This is a genomic window from Schaalia sp. Marseille-Q2122, assembly GCF_903645355.1.
Lineage (GTDB): Bacteria > Actinomycetota > Actinomycetes > Actinomycetales > Actinomycetaceae > Pauljensenia.
The window spans coordinates 126852-146441 of record NZ_CAHJXR010000008.1 but is presented as its reverse complement, the minus strand read 5'-3'; the positions used below and the strand labels follow the sequence as shown (position 1 = coordinate 146441).

The window sequence follows — 19590 nt, the reverse complement described above, 5'->3', positions numbered from 1 at the left end:
GCCTACCTCCGCCGATAACGCGGTCGCCGCCGCAGCCCTGCAACACTGGCTTCCACTGCCCGTACCACCCGCCTCAGAGCCCGCCTGCCTCGCCCTCCACCCGCCCGCCCTCGTCTGTCCCCCCCCAGCTTTCGGAGACCACCCATGCCCCCGCCGCACCGCCGCACCTCGCCTTCACCGTCGAACGCCCCATGCACGTGGTCAGCCTCCTGCGTCATTCCCATCACCGCGCCCTCCATGCTGAATGGCGCGGTGGTGCGCGACGGGCGCATTGAGCACGTCGGCGACCGCGAGTGGCTGGTGGGCATGCTGCGAGACAATGGCGTGCCCTTCACCGAAACTCACGTGGACGGCGTGCTCATGCCCGGCCTGGTTAACGCCCACACGCACCTGCAATACACGGGCATGGCCGAGGTCGGCGCCCGCCAATACGCCAACTTCCCCGACTGGATGGTGGCCTTCGATGTCGTCTACGACGCTGGCCCGCAGGATTGGCGTGCCCACGCCGCGGAGGGCGCGCGCATGTCCTTGCGCTATGGCACGACCTGCGCCGCTGACGTGGTGACGGATGCGGAGGCCGCCTCGGCCCTGCATGATGCGGGCCTGCATGGCGTGGCCTACTGGGAGGTCATGGGCTGGGAGAACGCCGCCTGGCGCGAACGCGGCCTGACCACGGTGAACGCGCAGTTGGATGCGATGCCGACCTCGCCGGGCGTGGGCCTGAGCCCGCACGCCCCCTACTCCCTGGAGTCCGCTCCCCTGTTGGAGCTGCCCGACGTCGCCCGGCGGCGCGGTATGCGCCTGCACATCCACCTGGGTGAGTCACACGAGGAGGCCGAGTGGAGCGGCGGCCAACGCGGGGAGCTGGCTGAGCTGTGGAAGTCGAGTGCGGCGGGCTCCTACACGCAGATGCGTCAGGGGGGTGGCGGTTTTTCCTCCACGCAGTTCGTTGACCAACTCGGTGTGCTCGGCCCGGACTGCCATATTGCGCATGGCGTGTACATGACTGCTGATGACCGACGTCGCCTGCGGGCGCGCTCCACGGCGGTGGCTTTGTGCCCGCAGTCGAATCGGGTCATTGGCTTGGATGCGCCGCCGGTGGCCGCCTACCTGGAGGAGGGCAATATGCTCGCCGTCGGCACGGACTCGCTGTCCTCCTCGCCCTCCTTGGATGTGCTGGAGGATGTGGCACTGCTGTACGAGGTCGCGCGCGAGCAGGGCTACCGGCATGAGGACCTGGCCCGCCGCCTGCTGCACACGGCGACCCTGGGTGGCGCCCACGCACTGGGCTTGGCCACGGGCCACGAGCGCGTGGGCCAGTTGCAGGCGGGAGCGGTGGCAGACATGGTGTTCATTGATGTGCCTGTGACCAGCATTGTCGGCACGATCGAGGCCGTGGCTCGGCATGGTGCGGGCCGTCAGGTGGCGACCCTCATTTCGGGGCGGGTGCGGTGGGCGCGCCCGGATATTGTCGAACAGGTGGGCCCGGTGTCTGCTGACGGTCCTCACGTGGATGAGGGGGTTGCGCTGTGAGCACTCCCGCTGTTCCGACGCCCTCGTGGACGCCTTCTGACGAGGCCGCCGCCCTAGTTGCCTCCCTTGAATTGGCACCCCATCCGGAGGGTGGCTGGTTTCGGCGCACCTGGACGGCGCCCGCGCGGGTGATGACAGCCAATGGTGAGCGGGCGACGGCTTCGGGCATTCTCTTTGTGCTTGATGATGGTCAGGAGGCCGCCTGGCACAAGGTGATTTCTGATGAGCTGTGGCTGTGGCATGGGCCGGGTGCCTTGGAGATTCACCTGGGTGGCTGTGGGGATGCGCCGGTGGAGGATCCCGCACCGACTGTCCTGCAGGGGAATTGGGCACGCCCTGCTGGTGTGCCCGGGGTGGTGGGGGCTGCTGGCGAGCCTCGCGTCGTAGGTGCGGCTAGCGAACCTGGAACATTGGGGCCCGGGACGGCACGCGCGGCTGGCGCGCTTCGGACGGCCGGGGCTCCCACCTCTTTTGATGCCCCTCCCCTAGTCCAGTTCCTTGTCCCGGCTGGCACCTGGCAGCGCACTTTCGCCCGGGGTGGAGTGGCGGTGGCGACCTGTATTGTCTCGCCCGAGTTTAGTTTCGAGGATTGGCAGCTGGCGCAGCCAGGCAACTAATGCCACTTCGCGTGCGTGGAGTGTTCAGCACTTCATTGCCATGGCTCGTTGCACTCGCCAGAGGGATCATCCTGGCCTGGCATCATCCCTCCCTACCATCGACCAGCCGCCTCGGCTCCCAGGTGTGCGCCCAGACCAAAACCTGCCTGCACAGGGCACGAAAACCCCGTGGACTCACACGTGGGAGATACGCAGCGCGACCAGGGTCAGTATTGTTCAATGCTCACCCTGGCCACCCGTAGGACATCATGACCTCGGAGCAGCGCTTGCCCCATGGACTGTCATCGCCCGGGGCACACGGCGCACCTACTGCCCCAGCTTCAGTGCCCGACGCACCACCTTGCGCAGCTCATCGACCCATAGCACCAGTGAGCCCAGGGCAATGGCCACGCCCCAGTGCATCAGGTCCAGTGGCGCGGTTGAGAAGGCCGCCTGGAAGACCGGCACATGCACGACCACGACCTGCAGGAGGGCTCCCAGGGCGATCGAGCCCCACAGCCAGCGGTTAACAAACACGTGCGAGAAGGCCGAGACATTCTCTGAACGCGAGTTGAAGGTATTAAAGAGCTGGGCAAACACCAGGGTGGTGAAGGCTGCCGTGCGTGCGGTGTCCAGATCATCCGTGGAGTATGCGTTCTCGATCAACCCGCCGGGTAGGAAAAAGTCCAGGGTCATTAGCGTCGCCACCGCCATGACGGCCCCCACCAGCACAACCCCGGCCCACATGCCGCCATTCACCACGCGATCGGTGGTGCGTCGCGGCGACCTAGCCATGACATCCTCAACGCTGGGGTCAACCCCCATAGCCAGGGCGGGCCCGGAGTCGGTGACGAGGTTGATCCACAGGATCTGCGTGGCCACCAGCGGCAACACCACGCCGGTAGTCGAATGCTCACTCAGACCAATGACGCTGGCCAGCACGACGCCGCCAAAGACGGTGAGGACCTCGCCCATATTGGATGAGAGCAGGTAGCGCAGCACCTTGCGGATATTGTCGAAGATGCGTCGGCCCTCACGCACGGCTGCGACGATGGTGGCGAAATTGTCATCCACCAGCACCATCGTCGCCGCTTCCTTAGTGACCTGCGTGCCGGTAATGCCCATGGCCACGCCAATATCAGCCGCGCGCAGGGCGGGCGCGTCATTGACGCCATCGCCCGTCATCGCCACGGTCTGCCCCTGGGCTTTGAGGGCGCCCACGATGCGCATCTTGTGTTCAGGGGCGACGCGCGCGTACACATTCGACGAGGCCACCGTGGCCGCCAGGGTTTCGTCGTCCATGACGGTGAGTTCTCGGCCGGTGACGACCCGCCCACCCGCCTCGTGAATACCCAGGTCGGCGGCGATTCGCCCAGCGGTTGCGGGGTGGTCGCCGGTGATCATGAGGACGCGCACGCCCGCCCGGCGGGCCTCCGCAACGGCGTCAGCGGCTTCAGGTCGAGGCGGGTCGATAATGCCCACGACTCCCGCCATTGTCAGCTCACCCTCTAAATCAGCAAGGTCAGCCGGGTCTGGCGCCTGGGATTCCAAGGAAAGGTCAGTGTCCTCAGCGCCCCCATTCCACCCGTCCTGGGCGCGCATGGCGGCGCGCACGCGGGCGGCCTCGTCCTCGCCTAAAGGGCGGTAGGCGACGGCGAGGGTGCGCAGGGCTCGGCCTGACATGTCACTGACGTGTTCAAGGAAGGTGGCCCTCCACGCGTCGGTGAGCGCCTCTTCGTGGCCGTCGCGGCGCACGCGCACGCAGCGTTCGATGAGCACGTCGGGGGCGCCCTTGGCGACGAGCACCATGGAGTGGTCCTCGGCTTCGTAGATGACGCTCATGAGTTTACGTTCGGAGGTGAAGGGGAAGTCCCACACGCGACGTTTTCCCTGGTGGGGCAGAGGTTGGGCGCCGAGTTTACGCTCAGCGACAAGGAAAGCCCCCTCGGTGGGGTCGCCGATGACACTCCACACGCCCTCGTCCTGGTCGAGTTGAGCGTCGGAGGCCATCGCCCCGCCGGAGAGCACGTAGCGCACCTCTTCGGCCAGGGACTCGCTCAGCGGGGTGGCATCAGGTTGCCCATCGCGGTCAGCGTCGGGGGCGAGGCTGCCCTCGGGCGTGTAGCCCGAACCGGACACCAGGGTCACGCCCGAGGCGGTGGCGACCTCCTGGATCGTCATTTCTGATCGGGTGAGCGTCCCGGTTTTATCCGAGGCGATCACCGACGCCGACCCGAGGGTTTCCACGCTGGTGAGTTTCTTGACGACCGCCTTATGCAGGGCCATGCGCTGCACGCCCAGGGCGAGCACGACGGAGAGGATGGCGGGCAGGCCCTCGGGCACGGCGGCCACCGCCAAGGAGACACCCAGCAGCAGGGAGTCAATGATGGTGTGGATGCTCCGATCGGGGCTGAGCAGCAGTAATGTCGCCACCACTCCCACGGCGATGAGCACCACGAGGCCACCCAGGACCGTGGAGATTTGGTGGATTTCGCGTTGCAGCGGGGTGGGTTCTTCCTCGACCTCGTCAAGCATGAGGGCGATCTCGCCCATCTGCGTGCGAGCGCCGGTGGCGACGACGATGGCCTCGCCGCTGCCTTGGGCGATGGAGGTCCCGCAGTAGACCATACCGCTGCGGTCGGCCAGGTCCGTGTCGAGGGGCACCGCCGCGGTGTGCTTGGCGACGGCGTCGGCCTCGCCGGTGAGGGAGGATTCGATGGCGCGCAGGGCGGCGGCTTTGAGCAGGCGGGCGTCCGCGCCCACCTGGTCGCCTTCGGACAGGACGAGGATGTCACCGACGACGAGTTCGCTGGACGGGATGAGTGTGCGCGCGCCGTCGCGCAGCACTGTCGAGGTTGCCGCCGTCATGGCTGAGAGCGCGGCAACAGCGTCCGCCGCCTTGTTTTCTTGAATGAACCCCAGGACGGCGTTGAGGAAGATCACGAGGAAGATGACGATGCCGTCGACGGGCACGCCGCGGGCGCCCTCGATCACCCAGGCGATGACGGAGATGACGATGGCGCCGATCAGCAGGAATACCAGCGGGTCTTTGAATTGGTGGAGGAATCGCAGCCAGGCGGGGGGGCGGCTGGAGGGCAACTCGTTGGGGCCGTCGGCTTTCAGGCGCGCAGCGGCTTCGGTGCTGGCAAGGCCGCTTGCGGCGTCGGTGCTGAGTTCTGTTGCGAGTTCAGCTCCGCTGCGGGCGTGGGCTTCATTGGCGAGGTGTTCGCGCGCCGAAGCTTCGGGCGTTGAGGTTGCGGTGGCGGCCCGCGCCCGTGGGTGGGGCGGGGGTTCTGCCGTGGCACGCGGGGAAGCTGGTGTCTCCATTGAGTCAGCCTATTGCCCCTGGCGCTTCTTGGCCTGGGGAGTTGAGGTTGTGCATCCTTGTCGCGCGTGAAAGCCCACCTATCCCTGACCACCACGTGAGACTTATCTAAAAAATTACTGACAGGTGTATGGGGTGTGGGGGACAATATCCGCGTCACGCTTTGGAGGTATCCGTGAGTCCGCATCAACCCCTTCTTCACGCACGTTTTCGTCGAATGTCAGCATTTCTCGCGCTTAGTACCTGTTCTGCGCTCACTCTTGGCGGGTGTGCTCTTGTTCCGGTGGCATGGAATCCACGGTCAGCTGAATACCTGGATCTCAACATATCGATGACATCCCTGTGCGAAGAAGCACCTAGTGCGGAGGAAATCCAGACGATCTTGTCGCGCGCCTGGTACCACAACGCCTCCACACCTGTACCAAGCCAAGTCATGGATCACAAGACCGCTCTCGATACGGCGTGCGCCGAGGACATTCGAACACTCGATCATTGGCTCACGGATGAGGACTTAGCTGCTGCACGTGAAAGCCATCAGAAGATTTCAGACCACGTGGAGGCCATGAAGGCTAGTCGGGATGACGCCATGGCCTACTGGGAGTTTTCCTACGCAGTTCTTCAATTTGATTTCGCACTGTCGCGCCTTCTTCTTCTCCAGAGAGGTCTTGTTGGGCTCACTGAGCAGGACAATGCCTTCCTTGACACCGTTACGGAGATGAGGGATCGCCTCGAGGATGAAACGACCCTCTCTTCCGATGTGGGTGGGCGAGCGCTTCGAGACAAGACTGAGGAGATCCGCCAGCTCGTCGCCAGCATCAAAGACTATTTGATGACTCGTGATGGGGAGTATGGTCCCCCACTGGCCGCCGGACTCAATCCTTTGATCCCCGATCTCAACACCCCTCTCCACTCCACGATGTTCCCTCCCATGATTGCCGAGGAAATGCCGAAAGTCTCGATGACAACCGACGACCTCCTCAAGAATCCCCCTCCCCCAGTTCACGGCTACCCGTTCTCGAATCACTCCAGTGTTGGCGAGTCCCCGATAGTGCGCTTCATGTATCAGACCGACGGCGGCTCGCTTTCCTTCACTCAGATTGACGACCCTTGGGAACGCGTCATTCATCAAGGAGGCGCGTCCTATGGTGACCCCGAGTTCCCTCACTACACCGGCTACGGCAACGAGGTGTGCGCGAGCACTTCCCACGAAGCTAACGATTGTCTGCTTCAGGGCGCGGATGGCCGCTGGTGGGTAGCATCCGTCCCCCGGGGATTATCCCTGGCCAGCAGCCGAGGAATCCTCTCCTCATGGCTTAAAGCAATCGGTGATTAAGACCCAAACCACTACGGCAACGGGAAGATCGCAGCAGCCAACAGCACCCCACACTGACGCCCCCCAACGCCTCAGCGCAGTGCCCGCACAGCCTCGCCCAATCGGCGGGCATCCCGCAGGCGCGCCTCGTAGGTGGAGGCCACCACCACAAGGATCACGCCAGCGATGCTCAGCCACACCCACCAGGGGATGACAAGGTTAGGCAGGGCGGTGCGCACAGCAATGACGGCGTGAATGATCGCAGCGATACTGCCCGCCAACAGGGGTGCTTGCAGGCTCATGCGCGCGCCGATGACAATGACAGTCACGACAAGGATGGTGACCAGGCCGATACGCCACGCAGTTGGCGTGGCAACCTCTGCCGCCAGCGGCACGACGATGAGGGCGATCAGGGCCGGGCCGAAGGTCAGCCAGGAACGCCACCTCCTCTCACCACGGACGGCAACAAGGCCCGCGACCAGCAATGTAATGCCCAGGGGCACGGCAAAGAGTTCAATCTCGGCCCCCATACCCGACACGAGGCTCCCCATGAAGGAGTAGGCGCCCGCGAGCGCGGCAAGGATTCCGGCGATCAACGCGCGCAGGGATACGCTGCGGACCGTGTCCTCACCGAAGGGCCTGAGCAGGGAGGTGAGGACCGCGACGACTGTGAGTGCGGCCAGGACACTGAGGGCGCCATAGGCGAAGTGCTGGCCAACGCTCAGCGTGCGGAAGAGGCCTTCATTGCTGATCATCACCGCAGTGACTGCCGCAGCGACGCTGACGGCACCGCTATGGAGTGCGGGCATCAGATGCGCCTGCCAGGTGGAGTCCACGCGGATCGTCCACGACGTCACAGCCAGGGATGCCAGCGCCGTGAGAATGACAATGATGCCAAGGGCGTAGTCAACGCCACCAATCTGAGCGCCGAACACTCCTGAGGACCCTCCTGCGATCGTGCGCTTCGCGGAAAACCCTGCCAGAGCCACGACGGCTGCGAGGTGGGCGCTCACCTGGGCAAAGACGCGCACAGAGAGGGGCTCAAGCGGCGCGCCGCGACCGAGGGCACTACCCGCCATCCACAAGCTCAGGCCAACGCCGAGGGCACTCAAGATCACCGCATACCCGCTGGTCCACCAGAGTGCCGCAGTGGCCTCACTACCCAGCGGAACAATGACAAGGCTACTGACCGCAATGAGAGGCGCAAGGAAGGCGTAGATGCGCTGATCCCACAGGCTGTAGAGCTCACGCTCACGCCCGGCCTGCACCGCGTCGCCCTCGTGGGCCACCTTCCCGAAGAAACGCAGGGCCGCAGTGTTGAGCGCGGCCAGCCCTGCCGGAACTGCGGTCAGCAGTGGCTGCCAGTTCGCGGGCACTTCGGGGAAGATCAGCAGGGTCGCACCGTAGGCGAGGGCGAGGGCACCAGCGCGCAAGCCTCGGATGCTCGCTGCTGGCCACTGGGGTGGTGCGCCGTAGAGGATTGCCGTCCCAGCGAAGGCCGTGAAGAGTCCGGCCACACCCACGTCTGAGGCCCTCGTTCCGGTGACGATCAGGGAGATGACAGGCAGGGCCAGTGCCGCCAGGCCAGCGTACAGGGCGAGGGCGTGGCCGGGGCGTGTCCGCAGTCCAAAGACGCTCGCCGCTGACGCCAGGGCGAGGCCGGATCCGACGGCCAGCGGCCACCAATGCCAGTCACCAAGGAGTGGAAGATCACCCAGGGTGGCCCACAGGGCGGCGGGCAGGGCGCTGAGGCTCAGGCGCGCTAGGAGCGTCCAGGGTTGCTGCGCGCCATCCTGTGCGGCGCGGCGGCTGAGGAGGAACACTGCGCCTGCGGCGAGCAGCACCAGAAGGGCAATGAGGGTGTGTTCTATCTGGATGACGAGGAGGACCCTCCTCAAGCCAGCGTGTTCAGATCCCTCACCCTGGTGCAGGGCGTGCGTGCCGTTGAGAATCGTCAGGCTGCCGATGATGCTCGCGGCGATGGCGGCGCCAATAGGGGTGGACCACAGGTTAATGTGGGGCCGCTCGGCCTGGGTGTCCGCGAGGCGCAGGTGGACGAGGGTGCGCATAAGTGCGCCCAGGGCCGCGCCCGCACCCGCACCGAGGATGAGCAGACCTGCGAACAGGCCAGAGGGCGCTCCAAAGGCCATGAAGAATGCGACAGCTCCGGCAATGAGAATGTCGGCGAGGAGGGTGAGGTTGACGCCCCTGAGGGCGCTGTCATCGATGACGCTCCCACTGGGCGCTGCCGCTGCGGATGCTGCTGGCTGGCCGGGTGTCGATGCTGGCTGTTGGCTTGGCAGCTGGCTCACTGGCGAGTGCTCTGCCGGCTTTGGTGCAGGGAGTGCGGGAGCTGCGGTTGCCTCGCCAATCATGACCGCCTCACCATTCACGGCTGCCCTGCGGGCGGGAAGGCCCACAATGAGCGCAACGGCGAAGATCGTCAAGGGCAGAGAAATGCCGTCGGGCAGACTGTAGGCGCCCATGAGTTGCCCCAGGGATGCTGCTGCGCCCACGCCTGCGGCCAGGCCGGAGGCCCACATCGCGGGGAGGAAGCGTTCGGGGAGGCGCAGCAGGCTCACTCCGACACTCAGTGCTGCCGAGGCCAGGAGGGTCAGGATGATCAGCCACGGTCGGGCGTGGGTGGATGCGGTCAGAAGGGTGCTTGCCAGGAGAGTGGCGATGCTTCCGGAGGCGAGCAGGGCCAACACCCACTGTCCGCCGCGCGCGTGGGAGGCAGGGCGGGTGACAAAGCCCAGGGCGCTGGCGGCGAGGGCGAGCGTCAGGGGTGCGATGACGAGTAGCGGCCACGGGTCGTTCAGTGCCGTGTCGAGCAAAACAGGGCCGAGCAGAGCCGCGACGGCGGCGCCTGCCCAGGCGACGGGCGGGCCAGCTGTGGCCTGCCGGCCAAGGAGGCCACCCAGGGTGACGAGGGCGGCGACCACGGCAAGTAGGCCAACACCGTCATAGAGGGTGACGGTGCTGAACGCCAGGGTGAACAGGCCCAGCATCGTCGCGACCTGCAGGCCGGCGAGGACGAGGGCGCTGACGGCGCCTGAGCTGAGGTGATGCAGTGCGGCATCCGGGGTGGCCAGTGCGGCGTCGGGAATGGTCTGTGCGGGGGCGGGAATGGTCTGTGCGGGGGCGCGGCGGCGCGTTACGGCAGCCAGAACCAGCAGGATCGCAGCAGCGAGGAGGGCCGCTACGCCCAACACCGTGGGGGCTTCACCGAGGGCAATCCACGGGCTGTCCCAACGGTTCGATCCGCGCTGAGTGATGAGGTGACCCAGGGCTCCCAGCGCCGCGGCAATAAACCATGGCAGAGGCACGGCAAGGGCGTGGCTGCGCCCTCGTGACTGCGCGGATGCCACCGGGAGGAGCCCAAAGCCGATGCCTGCGGTGAGGGCGGCGACCGCGCTGGTCGCGGCAATGACTCCCGGATTGAGTCGCAGGTCCGCCTCGGCTGGCAGCAGGAGGAGAACGTTGTAGACGAGGGTGACGAGGGTTGCGCCGCCCGCGAAAAGACCGATGTCCACAGACCGCAGGCGCTTGCTCCACGCGAGGGGCGCGAGGGCGAGGATTGCGCCGACCAGCAGACCCCATGCTGGGACGTAGTCGCTTGGACCATCGTAGGAGTAGAGAAGGTGTACTTGGGTGGCGAATGCTCCCACGAGGGCGATGCTCGTGCCCAGGAGTGCGCTGGGGCGTTTGAGTGCGGCGGTTCCTGGGGTGAAGGGAGTGGGGAGGGCGGCTCGGGTGGCGCCAGGTTGGACTACAGTGCCAGGCTGAGCTGCGGGTGCGGTGGGCGTCATCAGGGCGGCAGTGGCGCCTTGTTGAGTGTGTGTAGGCAGTTCACCAGCATCTCCCCCGGCGTTGGTCAGCACCGCGCGGGCAACCCCCGCCACGAGGATGACTCCGCCGATAGCGGCCGCCCAGGTGCTACCCCATTCGTGAGTAAGGAGGGCGCCAAGCACGCTCAGGCTCATCAACAGATCAGCCTGGACGCGCACATTCACGCCCACGAAGGGCTTGCGCCAGATACCGCCAACCACCGCGGCAAAGAGGATGAGGACGGACAGGAGGATGCTCGCCACGGGCAGAGGCAGCGCCCACGCGGTGGTGACCAGGCCATATACTCCCACCCCGGCAACGAGGTTTGCCCGCTCAACCCTGGGGCGCGCCTCGGCCTCGCCGCGTCCGAAGAGGGCGTAGAGGCCCGCCGCGCACAATGCGCTGATGAGGGTGGCGATGCCGAAGGCGAGGAGCTCGGGGGATTCGACGGTGAGGGTGCTGGGGGCTGCGGTGAAGGCCCGCGTGATCATGACTTCTAGGACCTGCCACGCGGTTGTGCCCAGCAGGAGCGGCAGCCACAGAGTGGCCAGTGTGATGATGGCGGTCAAGCCGGCAGCGCGGGCGCGCGGGCGGATGACGGCATCTGCGATGACCAGGCCCAGGCCCGCTAGGGCGGCCAGGGCGGCGGGCGCCCAGCTCAGGGTGGGTTCAATGCGGTGGGCGGTGTAGGTGAGGGCCGACATCCACGCCCCGGCGGCGAGGATTGCCGCCGAGTAGCGCAGAGGGTTGAGGGCCGCCCACGTGTTGTGCCGCCCGAAGAGGAACATTTGGCCGATGAGGGCGGCGACAATGGCAAGTTGGCCGATGACGGTCCACGCCCACGGTTCGGGCACGCTGAACCAGGGGGTGATGGTGACGCTGAGTGCGCTGATGTGGCTGGCAGCGATGACGAGGCCTGCTTCGAGGGGGCGTGCTGGTGTGCGTGAGAGGAGCCCGGTGCCGGCGATGACTCCGGCGACGCCGAGGGGGATCAGGGCGGGTAGGTGTGCGGTGTCGCCAAAAATGCCCACAATCAGGCCGGTTGCGCCGGGAATGCACGCCAGGGCGGCCATGATGCGGGGCGCGCGCAGGTGGGAGATCCACCCCCAGGCGACGCATAGCAGGCTGATGATGCTCAGTGCGACACCCCAGTACAAGCTTTGGGGGGCGGCGCCCAGGCCGAAGAAGTTGAGGGCTTGGATGGCCCATGCGTCCAGGGTGAGTAGGATGCCGCCCAGGACGGCCACGCCTTCTGCGGTGGCAGTGAGTTTTCGCCACCGTAGTGCGCTGGCGATGCCCATGGTGGACAGGGTGATCGCGGCGGTGATGAGGGCCTTGGTGGTCAGGCTGAAGGTCACGAAGGCGACGGTGAGGAACACGGCGGCCGCGATGGCGAGGAAGGTGATGCCCACGGCGAGGATGAGCATGGGTGCGCTCAGTGAAGGACGAGGCCGGGGCGCCTGGGGGGTGGGGGGCGGGGCGGTGGGGCTGGTGGGGCTGGGTGGTGGCTGGGAGAGGTGGTGGGCGGGGTGGATGCGGGGCCTTGGCGGCTGGTGCCGGTGGCTGGCGGGGTGCGTGGGGGGCGGCGGGTGTCACCGTTGGAGCGGAGTGTGCCGACACCTGCGGCGTTTCGGCGGGTTGGGCGAAGGCAGCGGGAAGGGTGGGTGTTGGGATCTGTGGAGTGGCCTGCTGTGGTGCGGCTGGCGTCTGTGGCGTGTGGGCGGCTTGCGCCCTGGCGTGGGAGGCGCTCATTGCCTTGTCGAGCATGATGGAGCGCTGGTCGAGGAGGTCTGCGATCTGCAGGGAGCGCGAGTGCACAGCCCGCAGTTCTGGCACGCTCAGGTCGAGGCTGCACTCAGGGCAGTGTCGTTGCCCGTGGCCAATCAGGCTGTAGCAGTAGGGACACAGGTTGGTGCTGCGCAGGTCTTGCGCTGAGCGCGGGAAGCGCTGTGGCTGAGGCTCGTGCATACCGCTCATCGCTCAGGCTCCTTCATGGTGGACTCACTGTGGTCTCTCGCGGCAGTCCACGAAGGTGCCGCTACTTCTGAGCTTAGTTGCAATTTCTGAACAACGAGGGTTATCCACAGGCGGACATCGGACCTAACTCGTGCATCAAACCACAACCTTGCTTTTGCTAAGATCACCAATTGAGGCACCTTCCTGAAAGCTGCGACTGCTCTCACATTCCGGGCCGTATCAGACGTTTTAGTAATTCATTCTTGAGGATAGTAATGAGCAGCTTGGACGAAGTCTTCGTACGATACCAGTCCGGTTACGCCGCCTTTATTGATGAGACCTATCTGGTCGCCAGGGAACAAAAAGAAACAACCTTCTACTGCTGCACTCTATACATGCTTCCTGTGAGTAGTATTCAAACCGTTCAGGCAGAACTGCGGGAGATAGTGAGATCTGCTCCTCAACTTCAGCGAGGCAACAATCCTTACTACCACTCGACCGAGTTTTTCCAGCACCCTGATGGATGTGAAATCTTTGACAAGCTTTGTTCTTGGATCGGCAAGATTCCCAGGGAAGAGCACCTATTACTCACGGTGCAGAGCCCTATCACTGCTGAGGATGCAAACGGAGAACTGGCCCGAGCAAAGACTTTAATTTCGCTCATTGGACAGGCTCACAAGAAGGTGCCGAAGCTGCGTGTCGTCGTGTATGAACAACGTCATCACAAAACGTTACGAGATATAGACAAGCGAACGATTAAAGAAGCAGTCTCTAGTGGGAAGCTCTCCCGTAATCTCAACATTCACGCCGGTTCACCGAGTCGATTCAATTGCCTCTGGGTCCCCGATACCGCAGCCTATGCCCTTCGTCGTGAGCGGTCTCAAGCAGAGCCACGCTGGTTTGACAGAATGCGAGAGGTTGCGGAAGTCACAGAAGTATGAAACAGCCCCTGGGTGCCGCAGCAAATCCCCCAGGGGCCACAAGATCTGTTGAGCAAGTGTCTGCTGAAGAGAGTCTTGCTTGTTTCAGCTATGACTCTACAGACGAATCACCTCAGTGTCAATAGAAGACCTTTTGTACGGATTCGTTCTGAGCCGTCCTGGGTTTTGTTCCGGGGTGAAACCTGAAAGGATGGTTCACTCAGGCCGATTCCCACGTTATCCACAGATTTTCGGTTCGCCTTCGGAAACAGACCTCAGCGTTGTAGCGTGGCAACATGACTAGGTTTCATGCTTCACAAAAAACTGCGACGTTCTGCGCTCTCATCATGCTCAGTTCTGCGGCCCTCATCGCTGGCTGCGCCCAAGACGACCGGCCGATATCGGAAATCCCCTTCTTCAAGCCAGAACAATCCGGAAGCAGCACGCAATCGAGAAAGGCCACCTCCGCCGATATAGTCATGTCCGGCCACTACGAGGTCAGCCCTGAAGGCAAGCTCCTCCGACCCGAAAGTATCTACGAACTTACCCCTCCTGAACTCCCAGAAGTCGCTAAGGTCTACGACCAAAACGGAGCAGAAGCCTTCGCGGAATACTTTGTTGAGGTTCTGGACTACACCTGGCTCAGCGGCGATACCAGCCTACTGCGGTCTATCAGCGCCGAATCCTGCGGATGGTGCCTGGGGATGGCAGACCGGACCGACAAATATCGATCAAATGGGGGGTGGGTTGAGCATGTCAATAATCGCGTCCTTCACATTGAGCCCGCTATCGAGTCCCCCCTCCATCCAGGACTGTGGGACACGATCCTTCATGTTCAAGATAGTGACCACAATGTCTACGACGGTGTCACCCTCAAGAAATATGAAGGAGCAAAAGGACAATTCCATCTTCAGATGCGCCAGTTCGATGGCATGTGGAAGATCACAGGCGCTGAAGGGAGTAAGGAGAAATGAGTAAAGCACTCCGCTCAATTCTGCCAGTCGCACTCATGATTCACAGCGCATTCCTTCCTGGCCTGCTGCTCCAACATCCTCGCACCTCGTCAGAAGACACACCTTTCAGCGTGTTTTCTGAAGCGACAACAGATGGAAACACCGGAACTGTAGCGGTAGGCATTGAAAGAGGAGAATCCCGCGATGGAGCTTACTCTGCCCCTGATCTTGCTCCCGGTGAAGTTCAGGCCGAGCTTGGCCGACGCGCACTGCCCAAGAACGTCAATGTAGGCTGCACTGGCCAGATCCACGGCGGCATATGGGGCGGTGGCGACATCTGCCCCATTAACTTCCCCGACGAATCACCACCAGAAGAAATCCCACCCATCGACCTTCTCTACCACACCCTATCGCAAGCAAGAATCGAAGGCGCAGGACTACAAGTCCAACCTCACCTGCGCGCCTACGTTGGCGTCCCCACTCTGGTTCATGCCACCCAACCCACCCGCTCAGAAACACTCCACATCCTAGGCTACGACGTCACAGTGAGTTTTTCGGCAAGCTCCTACAAGTATGACTTCGGTGATGGCCTCCCTCCCCTGATCACCACCGACCCATCAGGCCCCTACCCCATTTCACGACTACGCCACACCTACCAGCAGCCCTTCCCCTCACAAACCGTCACCTTGGAAACCACATGGACAGCCACCATCACTCACCCTGTCACTGGGGAGGTTCTCACCGTCCCAGGTGCAATGATCACCCGGGAACGATCAGCACCTTTCGAGGTACGTAAGGCTCGAGGATACTTAACCGATACCGCCGAAGAACTCCAAGGCAGATAACGCCCCCAAGGAAGATACAGCACCACCCCCACCACCCTCGTCCTCCAGTCCTCAAATTTCCAAAGTTCCATCCTCCGGACGCTGCTGACAGGAAAACCGCGCAGATACTAGCGTTTAACGTGCCCTCGCGGCCCGACCAACCCGGTCATTCCGAACCACCCCGGTCACCTCGGCCCACCAGCCATAAAAGATCGGGAGCACTTCCGCCAGGGCTGACATCACCGCCGACCCACTCATGGAGGCCCCTCATGTCCGTGTCCCGCACGTTCCGCTCGCTCGTTGCTCTTGGAGCAGTCGCCACCCTCGCACTTGGCGCCTGCAGCGGCGGCTCTGCTGACACCGCCCCCTCTACCGAAGGCGCTGCCACCAGCAGCTCCACCGGCCTGGCTACCGTCACCGAAGGTAAGCTCACCATCGCCACCGGCGAACCCGCCTACGTCCCCTGGGTCCAAAATGACGACCCTGCCTCCGGCGAAGGCTTCGAAGCAGCCGTCGCCTACGCTGTCGCCGAAAAGCTCGGCTTCGCCAAGGAAGACGTGGTGTGGACCCGCACCACCTTCGACTCGGCCATCACCCCCGGCGCGAAGGACTGGGACTTCAACCTCCAGCAGTTCTCCATCACCGATGAGCGCCGCAACGCCGTGGACTTCTCCAGCCCCTACTACACGACCTCCCAGGCTGTCCTCACCGTGAAGGGCACCAACGCGGAAAAGGCCGCGTCCGTGGCTGACCTGAAGAACGTCCTCTTCGGCGTGCAGGCTGGCTCCACCAGCCAGCAGTTCCTCACCGAACACGTCACCACCGAGAAGGACCCCCAGATCTACAACAACAACGCTGACGTCGTCCAGGCCCTCAAGAGCGGCCAGGTTGACGCCATCGTCGTCGACCTGCCCACCGCCTTCTTCATCTCCGCCACCCAGCTGGACGACAAGGGTGTCATCGTCGGCCAGTTCGAAGGCACCAAGGATGGCGACAACTACGGCCTCGTCCTGCCCAAGGGCTCTGCGCTGACCGAACCCGTCACCAAGGCAGTGGATGAACTGCGCGAGGACGGCACCCTGGCCAAGCTTGAGGAGCAGTGGCTGTCCCTCGCTGTGGACATCCCCGTCCTGAAGTGACGCCGTCAATCTAAATACTCCCAAAGGACACTTGCGTGCGCTCAACCGTGCAGCCTGATCCTGAGGTTATGGCGACCGAGCTCGAGATCTCTGATATCGAGCTCGGTCGTCGCACCTATAGGCGTTCTAAGGCCCGACGTTCTTTCGCTCTTTCGGTCGTTTCCTTCCTCGTCTTCGCCGGCGCCATCTGGTGGGTGCTGGCGAACTCGCCGGGCTGGGCCCTGGTCCAACAGACCTTCTTCTCCCCCGAACACTTCGCCCGCTCCTTCCCGAAGGTCCTGGACGGCCTGTGGCTGAACTTGCGGATGCTCATTGTGGCCGCGATCGGTGTGGCCATCTTGTCGACCCTGCTGGCCGTAGCCCGCACCCTGGGTGGCCCGATCTTCTTCCCGATCCGTTTCCTCGCCGCTGCCTACACCGACATTTTCCGAGGCGTCCCCCTGCTCCTCGTGCTGTTCATCATCGGTTTTGGCGTGCCGGGCTTGAATCCCTCTCAGCGTATTCCCGTTGAGGTGCTGGGGACGATCGCCATTATCCTCACCTACTCGTCCTACGTGTCGGAGGTGTTGCGCGCGGGCCTGGAGTCCGTCCACCCCTCCCAGCGTGCGGCCGCCCGCTCCCTGGGCTTGAGCCACGGTCAGACCCTGCGCCACATTGTGGTTCCCCAGGCGGTGCGTAAGGTGACACCAGCACTGATGAATGACTTCATTGCCATGCAAAAGGACGTGGGCCTGATTTCCGTGCTGGGCGCGACGGATGCGATTCGCGCCGCCCAGATTTACACGGCGTCGACCTTTAACTACACCAGCTACATTGTTGCTGGCCTGCTGTTTATCATCCTGAGCTGGCCGCTGATCCGCTTCACCGACTGGTACACGGATCGCCTGCGCCGCCGCGAACAGATGGGAGGTGCCGTCTGATGAGCACGCCCACCACCCCCGTCCTCGACGTTCAACGTGTCGTCAAAAGTTTCGGTTCCAATATGGTTTTGCGTGGCCTGGATCTGTCCGTCCAGTCTCACGAGGTCGTCGTCCTGCTCGGCGCTTCGGGGTCCGGCAAGTCCACGCTGTTGCGCTGTGCGAACCTGCTGGAGCGGGTTGATGATGGTCAGATTTTCCTTTCGGGTGAGGACATTACTGACCCGCGTATAGATGCTGACGCTGTGCGCGCCCGCATTGGCGTGGTCTTTCAGCACTACAACCTCTTCCCGCACATGTCGGTACTGGATAATGTCACCCTGGCGTCGCGCATGGTTCATAAGCAGACCCGTGAAGAGGCCGAGGTGCGCGGCATGGAGCTGCTGACCCGCATTGGTTTGGATGCGAAGGCTCAGGAGTTCCCTGATCGCTTGTCGGGCGGTCAGCAGCAGCGTGTGGCCATCGCACGCGCCCTGGCCACCAACCCTGAGCTTTTGTTGCTTGATGAGATCACCGCTGCCCTTGACCCAATTCTGGTGGGCGAGGTGCTTGACCTGGTTCGTGAGGTCAAGGAGCAGGGTGGCACGATCTTGATGGCAACTCACGAGATCAGCTTCGCCCGATCGGCGGCTGATCGCGTGGTGTTCTTGCAGCATGGGCGCATTGTCGAGCAGGGGCCGCCTGAGCAGGTGATTGACGATCCGCTTGAGCCGGCCACGCGCGAGTTCCTGGCGCGTTTCTTGCACTGATTGCGTTTGTGGCACTGAGTGACGCTCCGCTTGGCCTGGCCTGGGCTGTCCTGGCCTGAGCTGGCCTGGCCGCCGCGTGTGCGCTCAGCGATCTGACGGATCATTGCCAAGCTTCCTGGCCCGCCACCCCTGTGACTGCAGGGGCGGCGGGCCTAGACTTTTCCCAGGAGCGAGTGTGTCGTACAGCGCCGGAGCATGAAGGAGGTCGGCCGTGCCTGATGATGTGCCTCCCCTGCTGGTGAGCGCCTGCCTGGCGGGAAAGCCCTGCCGTTATGACGGGCGCGCAAAGCCCGATGCTGCGATCATCGCCCTGGTTGAGCAGGGCGATGCCGTCCCCGTGTGTGCTGAGGTGATGGGTGGCCTGCCCACGCCTCGCCCGCCCGCTGAGATCACAGGTGGGAGCGGACGCGATGTCCTTGAAGGCACGGCTCGTGTGCTGACTGCTGCTGGCGCAGATGTCACTGCCGAGTTTCTTGCTGGAGCTCAGGAGGTCGCCCGCATTGCCCGTGAGCTCGGCGCACGTGAGGCGATCTTGCAAGATCGCAGCCCCTCGTGTGGCTGTACCCAGATCTACGATGGCACGCACACCGGGCAGCGGATCGCTGGCGAAGGGGTCCTCGCGGCCACTCTTGAAGACCTCGGCATTGAGGTCCGCCCGGCCGACGACTAAGAACCACTGATACTGGCACACCTGGTGAAACGCAGCGCGTCCCCATCTATGAAACCTTGGTGAAGCGCTCTGTGGTCAGCACTCGCTGTCTAGCGCACATCAGCTTCGCCACCTTCGGCTCCCGCATGTGCATCCAAGCGGATAACGGCAGTGAAACCGCCATTTTCTTCTCTGGATGCACATGTGGGATCTGGCTTTATGAAGATCCTCTTTCAGGCGTACTGATCTGCCTCCATTCCTTTCCCATTGCCCGTCCCATAATTTCGTAATACGATATTCGTATGAAGGAGACCATCCAGGGCACACCTGTCACTGAAGAGCAGATCACAACGTGGGTGGCTGAAGCGGAGGCTGGCTATGATGTCGAGCTCCTCCGTTCACGCCGCCGTGGGCGCCCTGGGCGAGGCAGTGCACCCAGCCAAGTCGTCACCATCCGCTTCACACCCGAAGAACTTGCCGAAGTTGATAGACGAGCTCAGGAACGTCACATTTCCCGGTCAGACTTCATCCGCAAGGCCGTCCTCGCGTGAGTATTTCTCTGCACGAGTCCGCTCGCAAACACCAGAAGGCTCACCGAATAACCGATGCAGATATCCTCTATGCAGCAGCCTGGCCTCAATGGGTTGGCCCTCTTGATGACGATCATCCGCAACGAGAATTACGACTCGGGTTTGACACACATGGACGATTATTAGAGCTGGTCGTTTTGATTTTCGATAGTGGCAACGAAATGATCATTCACGCTATGAAGGCACGTCCGCAATACCTCAGCCTTCTCCCATAGGTGCGCCCATCATCACTTCAGCACCGTAGTAGTCCCTCCAAAAAGCACAACCCATCGGCGCTCCCAGGTGTGCGTCCACGG

13 protein-coding genes are annotated in these 19590 nt (G+C 63.4%); 11 read left to right on the top strand and 2 right to left on the bottom strand.

From position 1 onward, the window contains the following. Positions 1–144: 144 nt before the first annotated feature. Positions 145–1533 carry an amidohydrolase family protein gene (locus HWX48_RS10245; RefSeq protein WP_175957220.1) on the top strand — a complete coding sequence of 463 codons (1389 nt, stop codon included), beginning with the start codon at positions 145–147 and terminating at the stop codon, positions 1531–1533. After that, positions 1530–2150: a cupin domain-containing protein gene (locus HWX48_RS10240; protein ID WP_175957217.1), complete on the top strand. Its 621-nt coding sequence runs from the start codon at positions 1530–1532 to the stop codon at positions 2148–2150. The genes HWX48_RS10245 and HWX48_RS10240 overlap by 4 nt, the downstream gene beginning before the upstream one ends. 306 nt (positions 2151–2456) lie before the next feature. Here HWX48_RS10240 and HWX48_RS10235 read toward each other — a convergent pair whose 3' ends face one another. Then, the gene (locus HWX48_RS10235) at positions 2457–5456 is read right to left on the bottom strand and encodes a cation-translocating P-type ATPase (RefSeq protein ID WP_175957215.1); all 3000 of its coding nucleotides are present in this window, start codon (positions 5454–5456) and stop codon (positions 2457–2459) included. 431 nt (positions 5457–5887) lie between these two features. Here HWX48_RS10235 and HWX48_RS10230 point away from each other — a divergent pair, with 431 nt between their 5' ends. Further along, the gene (locus HWX48_RS10230) at positions 5888–6787 is read left to right on the top strand and encodes a hypothetical protein (RefSeq protein ID WP_217701624.1); all 900 of its coding nucleotides are present in this window, start codon (positions 5888–5890) and stop codon (positions 6785–6787) included. A gap of 71 nt (positions 6788–6858) precedes the next feature. On the opposite strand, the gene HWX48_RS10225 is transcribed toward HWX48_RS10230, so the two are convergent. Continuing rightward, a complete protein-coding gene (locus HWX48_RS10225; RefSeq protein WP_175957211.1) occupies positions 6859–12024 on the bottom strand; it encodes an SCO7613 C-terminal domain-containing membrane protein in 5166 nt (1721 codons plus the stop codon). An 804-nt stretch (positions 12025–12828) separates the two neighbouring features. On the opposite strand from HWX48_RS10225, the gene HWX48_RS10220 reads away from it, so the two are divergent. The 8 genes from HWX48_RS10220 (at position 12829) to HWX48_RS10185 (ending at position 19255) form a co-directional block, all read left to right on the top strand. Further along, positions 12829–13494 carry a hypothetical protein gene (locus HWX48_RS10220; protein ID WP_175957209.1) on the top strand — a complete coding sequence of 222 codons (666 nt, stop codon included), beginning with the start codon at positions 12829–12831 and terminating at the stop codon, positions 13492–13494. 275 nt (positions 13495–13769) lie between these two features. Then, positions 13770–14447 carry a DUF6318 family protein gene (locus HWX48_RS10215; RefSeq protein WP_175957207.1) on the top strand — a complete coding sequence of 226 codons (678 nt, stop codon included), beginning with the start codon at positions 13770–13772 and terminating at the stop codon, positions 14445–14447. Continuing rightward, positions 14444–15271: a hypothetical protein gene (locus HWX48_RS10210; RefSeq protein WP_175957205.1), complete on the top strand. Its 828-nt coding sequence runs from the start codon at positions 14444–14446 to the stop codon at positions 15269–15271. Before HWX48_RS10215 ends, HWX48_RS10210 begins: the two co-directional genes overlap by 4 nt. A gap of 248 nt (positions 15272–15519) precedes the next feature. Next, positions 15520–16389, top strand: coding sequence for an ABC transporter substrate-binding protein (locus HWX48_RS10205; RefSeq protein ID WP_254873069.1), 870 nt, complete (start codon positions 15520–15522; stop codon positions 16387–16389). A gap of 68 nt (positions 16390–16457) precedes the next feature. Continuing rightward, on the top strand, positions 16458–17309 hold the full coding sequence (locus tag HWX48_RS10200; protein ID WP_175957269.1) for an amino acid ABC transporter permease: 852 nt from the start codon (positions 16458–16460) through the stop codon (positions 17307–17309). Then, a complete protein-coding gene (locus tag HWX48_RS10195) occupies positions 17309–18055 on the top strand; it encodes an amino acid ABC transporter ATP-binding protein (RefSeq protein WP_175957203.1) in 747 nt (248 codons plus the stop codon). Before HWX48_RS10200 ends, HWX48_RS10195 begins: the two co-directional genes overlap by 1 nt. A gap of 211 nt (positions 18056–18266) precedes the next feature. Continuing rightward, complete coding sequence (locus HWX48_RS10190; protein WP_175957202.1) at positions 18267–18725, top strand: DUF523 domain-containing protein; 459 nt, start codon at positions 18267–18269, stop codon at positions 18723–18725. A 281-nt stretch (positions 18726–19006) separates the two neighbouring features. Then, positions 19007–19255 carry a ribbon-helix-helix domain-containing protein gene (locus HWX48_RS10185; protein ID WP_175957200.1) on the top strand — a complete coding sequence of 83 codons (249 nt, stop codon included), beginning with the start codon at positions 19007–19009 and terminating at the stop codon, positions 19253–19255. Positions 19256–19590: the final 335 nt, after the last annotated feature.

Excerpts from the sequence above, each read along its gene's own strand:
- HWX48_RS10235 (WP_175957215.1), bottom strand. The coding sequence starts at position 5,456 with ATGGAGACACCAGCTTCCCCGCGTGCCACGGCAGAACCCCCGCCCCAC.
- HWX48_RS10220 (WP_175957209.1), top strand. The coding sequence starts at position 12,829 with ATGAGCAGCTTGGACGAAGTCTTCGTACGATACCAGTCCGGTTACGCC.
- HWX48_RS10230 (WP_217701624.1), top strand. The coding sequence starts at position 5,888 with ATGGATCACAAGACCGCTCTCGATACGGCGTGCGCCGAGGACATTCGA.
- HWX48_RS10195 (WP_175957203.1), top strand. The coding sequence starts at position 17,309 with ATGAGCACGCCCACCACCCCCGTCCTCGACGTTCAACGTGTCGTCAAA.
- HWX48_RS10205 (WP_254873069.1), top strand. The coding sequence starts at position 15,520 with ATGTCCGTGTCCCGCACGTTCCGCTCGCTCGTTGCTCTTGGAGCAGTC.
- HWX48_RS10215 (WP_175957207.1), top strand. The coding sequence starts at position 13,770 with ATGACTAGGTTTCATGCTTCACAAAAAACTGCGACGTTCTGCGCTCTC.
- HWX48_RS10245 (WP_175957220.1), top strand. The coding sequence starts at position 145 with ATGCCCCCGCCGCACCGCCGCACCTCGCCTTCACCGTCGAACGCCCCA.
- HWX48_RS10185 (WP_175957200.1), top strand. The coding sequence starts at position 19,007 with ATGAAGGAGACCATCCAGGGCACACCTGTCACTGAAGAGCAGATCACA.
- HWX48_RS10200 (WP_175957269.1), top strand. The coding sequence starts at position 16,458 with ATGGCGACCGAGCTCGAGATCTCTGATATCGAGCTCGGTCGTCGCACC.
- HWX48_RS10225 (WP_175957211.1), bottom strand. The coding sequence starts at position 12,024 with ATGCTCATCCTCGCCGTGGGCATCACCTTCCTCGCCATCGCGGCCGCC.
- HWX48_RS10210 (WP_175957205.1), top strand. The coding sequence starts at position 14,444 with ATGAGTAAAGCACTCCGCTCAATTCTGCCAGTCGCACTCATGATTCAC.